Raw genomic sequence first — 3,643 nt, forward strand, 5'->3', positions numbered from 1 at the left:
CGGCCTTGGTGACCGATTCCTGGTAGCGGTCCCCCAGGGTGCCGGACCAGCCGCCGACCGGCAGGCCGCCGAAGATCGCCGCCAGCTCGGGGTGGTCGAGGCCCGCACCTACCGCTTCGACGCCCACCACACCTTCGAGCACGAGGTACGCCTCGACTACCGCCCGCCCGAGGAGGTGGCCGCCGGCCGCTCCCGCGACCCGGTCGACATCCAGGGCGCCCGGCTGCCGTCGCCGGTGCGGGAGACCGTCGACGCCGAGGTCGAGGCGACCCTCGCCGCGGCCGTCGACTTCGCCCTGGCCGGCCCGGCCCCCGACCCGGCGACCGCCCTCGACCACCTGTACGCCAGCGGGCTCACCGCTCGGACCGGAGGTGGCTGATGCCCCGGCTCTCCTACCGCAGGGCGCTCACCCGGGCGCTCGCCGACGAGATGACCCGCGACGAGTCGGTCTTCCTGCTCGGCGAGGACATCCGGGTGGCCGCCGCCAACGTCACCTCCGGCCTGCTGAAGAAGTTCGGCCCCGAGCGGGTGCTCGACACCCCGCTGTCGGAACAGGCGTTCACCAGCTTCGCCACCGGCGCCGCCCTGGCCGGCGCCCGCCCGGTCATCGAGTTCCAGATCCCGTCGCTGCTCTTCCTGGTCTTCGAGCAGATCGTCAACCACGCGCACAAGTTCCCGCTGATGACCGGGGGCCAGTGCGCCGTCCCGGTCACCTACCTGGTGCCCGGCTCGGGCTCCCGGACCGGCTGGGCCGGGCAGCACTCCGACCACCCGTACAGCCTCTTCGCCCACGTCGGCGTGACCACCGTGGTGCCGGCCACCCCGGCCGACGCGTACGGGCTGCTGGTGTCGGCGATCCGCTGCGCCGACCCGGTGGTGGTCTTCGCCCCCGCCGCGGCCATGGAGGTCCGGGCCGACGTCGCCGATCTCGCCCCGGTGCCGCTCGGTCAGGGGGTCGTGCGCCGGCCCGGCACCGACGTCACCGTGGTGGCCGTCGGGCACCTGGTGCACGACGCCCTGGCCGTCGCCGACGAGCTGGCCGACCAGGTCTCCGTGGAGGTCTTCGACCCCCGCACCCTGTACCCGTTCGACTGGGACGGGCTGATCGGGTCGGTGTCCCGCACCGGGCGACTGGTCGTCGTCGACGACTCCAACCGGTCCTGCGGCATCGCCGGGGAGATCATCGCCACCGTCGTCGAGCGGGTGCGGCTGGCCGCGCCACCTCGGCGGGTCACCCGCCCCGACGGTGCCGTGCTGCCCTTCGCGCCCGCGCTGGACCGAGCCGTGCAACCCGGCCGGGAGCAGCTCACCGCCGCCATCCAACTCTGCCTGAAGGACGGATCATGATCGACCCCGAATACCCGTGGCCGCCGCTCGGCCAGGCGTGGACCGACCTTCCCGAGTCGACCCGTACCGCGATGGTGGCCACCGGCGCCGCCGCCTGGGAGAAGATCTTCCACGGCCGGGCCACCTACAACAAGCAGTGGCGGCTGGCCCGGCCGCCGGTGCTCACCGCCGACGCGTTCCGCGAGCTGAACGAGGTCTGCGACCGGATCGCCCAGCTCATACTCGAAGCCTGCCAGCGCCGCGCCCGCACCGCCGGGGAGCTGCGCCGGCTGCTCGACGTGCCCGAGGGGGAGACCAAGCTGCTCGACGAGGACGAGGTGCTGCACGACGGGCTGCTCGCCGCGTACCGGCCGGACGTCCTCTACTCGGGCGGGGTGCCGTGCATCGTCGAGTACAACATCGACAGCAGCCTCGGCGGGGGGTTCGACGCCGACACGGTGATCTACCGGTACGCCGATCTCTACCGCTCGCACGACCTGCTCGACCCGGCGCGGCCCGCGCCGTCCCTGCTGGACCAGCGGTTCGTCGCCATCCGGGACAGCCTCGGCCTGCCCGACGGCGCACGGGTGGCGCTGCTGATGGACTTCGACGCCGAGTACCCGGGGCTCGACGACCCGGAGACCTTCATCAGGATCCTGTCCCCGCTCGCCGACCAGGCCCGGCCCTTCGGCATCGACCTGGTCATCGGGCCGGTCGCCGGGGCCACCCTCGACGACCAGCGGCGGCTCGTGGTGGCCGGCGCGCCCGTCGACGCGCTGTTCCGGCTCTTCGTACCCAACCGGGTCACCCCCAGCTCCGGCCTGGACGCGGTCGCCGGCGCCCTGGCCGCCGGCACCCTGCCGATGTTCGTGAGCACCGCGGCCTGGCTGCTCAGCAACAAGCTGAACTACGCCTGGCTCTGGGCGGACCTCGACCTGCTCTCCGACACCGACCGGGCGCTCGTCCGCCGGTACGTGCCGCACACCGTCGCGCTCACCGCCGACCAGCTCGACCGGGCCCTCGCCGAGCAGGCCGATTTGGTCGCCAAGCCGGCCGGCGGCTCCGCCGGACACGGGGTGCTGATCGGCCGGGAGATGAGCCCGGTCGCCTGGGAGGACGGGGTACGCGCCGCGATCGACGCGGGCGGCAACATCCTGCAGCGCTACCACGAGGCGGACCGGGTCACCATGGACTTCGTGCAGATCGAAACGGGTGAGACGGTCAGCGCGGAGGTGCCGTACAGCCTCGCCCCGTACCTGTTCGGCCGCACGGGCTCCGGCGCCCTCGCCCGGGTCGGCTACCCCGGCTGCGAAGGCGTCCTCAACCTCGCGAGAGGCGTCCTCATGACCGGCATCCTCCTCACCGACTGACCGCCGCCCCGCCCGGTTGTGGCGTTGCCCCTCGTGTTGATCAAGGAGTTTGCGTCAGGAACCGGCCGCCGCGTGACGCAAACCCCTTGATCGACTCACGCCGGAGCGGGCCGCTCGGACCCGGTGGGGGAGGCGAGGAAGGTGGCGATCGGGTCGACCAGGCGGGGTGGGGCGACCGCGATGCCGTTGTGGCCGCAGCGGGGGACCTGGAGCGTGCGCGCCCGGGGCAGGACCGCGGCCAACATCTCGTTGACCTCGGCGTACCAGGGGGCGGCCTTGGCGCCGCAGGCCAGCAGGACCTCGGCCGCGATCCCGGCGTACTCCTCGGCCGGTGCCTCGTGCGCCTGGATCTGCCGGGTCTCGCGCAGCGTCATGGGCAGCAGCGCGCCCATCGTCCGGCCGATCGGGGTACGCAGGAACAGCCGGCAGATCGCGGTCTGCACGCCGAGCGGCAGTCGCGACGCCGCGTCCTGCGGGTTGACGCCCGCGCCGACCAGGGCCATCGCGCGGGGAATGTCCCCGGCGCGGACCGCCTCCTCGGCCGGGTCGAGGTAGTGCGTGGGTAGGCCGTGGCCGGCGAGGCAGAGCGGCGCGTCGTAGGCCACGACCTGCTCCAGCGGCAGCCGGAGCGCGGCGCGTAGCACCACGAACGCGCCGTAGCTGTGCCCGATCACCCGGCGCGCGCCGGTGTGCGCGAGCACCGCCCCCAGGTCGTCGATCTCCTGCTCGACCGTGTACGGCTCCCGCCTCGGCGGGGCGTCCGCGCGGCCCCCCCGGGTGTTGCGGTGCCCCGTGGACCGGGGGGGGCGGCGCGCCGGGGGCCGGCGGGGCGCGGCGGGGGACATACCCCCCCACCCGACCGCGCTGACAGCCCGGCCGCCCCGCGACGCCCCCCCGCCCAACGCCGCCGCCCGAGGAGGTCGGGAAACCAGCCGGGCCAACGGCCT

Annotated in this window: 3 protein-coding genes and 1 pseudogene; 3 read left to right on the forward strand and 1 reads right to left on the reverse strand. The window is 74.2% G+C overall.

What is annotated here, in order from left to right:
* From ACWEVO_RS32405 to ACWEVO_RS32415, 3 genes and pseudogenes are all read left to right on the forward strand, one after another.
* A pseudogene (locus ACWEVO_RS32405) lies at positions 1-379 on the forward strand (thiamine pyrophosphate-dependent dehydrogenase E1 component subunit alpha); the annotation flags it as partial.
* The gene (locus ACWEVO_RS32410; RefSeq protein WP_452311251.1) at positions 379-1,347 is read left to right on the forward strand and encodes an alpha-ketoacid dehydrogenase subunit beta; all 969 of its coding nucleotides are present in this window, start codon (positions 379-381) and stop codon (positions 1,345-1,347) included. The pseudogene ACWEVO_RS32405 and the gene ACWEVO_RS32410, both read left to right, overlap by 1 nt.
* On the forward strand, positions 1,344-2,696 hold the full coding sequence (locus ACWEVO_RS32415) for a hypothetical protein (protein ID WP_452311252.1): 1,353 nt from the start codon (positions 1,344-1,346) through the stop codon (positions 2,694-2,696). Before ACWEVO_RS32410 ends, ACWEVO_RS32415 begins: the two co-directional genes overlap by 4 nt.
* A gap of 95 nt (positions 2,697-2,791) precedes the next feature.
* On the opposite strand, the gene ACWEVO_RS32420 is transcribed toward ACWEVO_RS32415, so the two are convergent.
* Positions 2,792-3,541 (reverse strand): alpha/beta fold hydrolase, encoded by a 750-nt coding sequence (locus ACWEVO_RS32420; protein WP_452311253.1) that lies wholly within the window; start codon positions 3,539-3,541, stop codon positions 2,792-2,794.
* Positions 3,542-3,643: the final 102 nt, after the last annotated feature.

The sequence above is a fragment of the Micromonospora sp. NPDC003776 genome, from assembly GCF_053605645.1.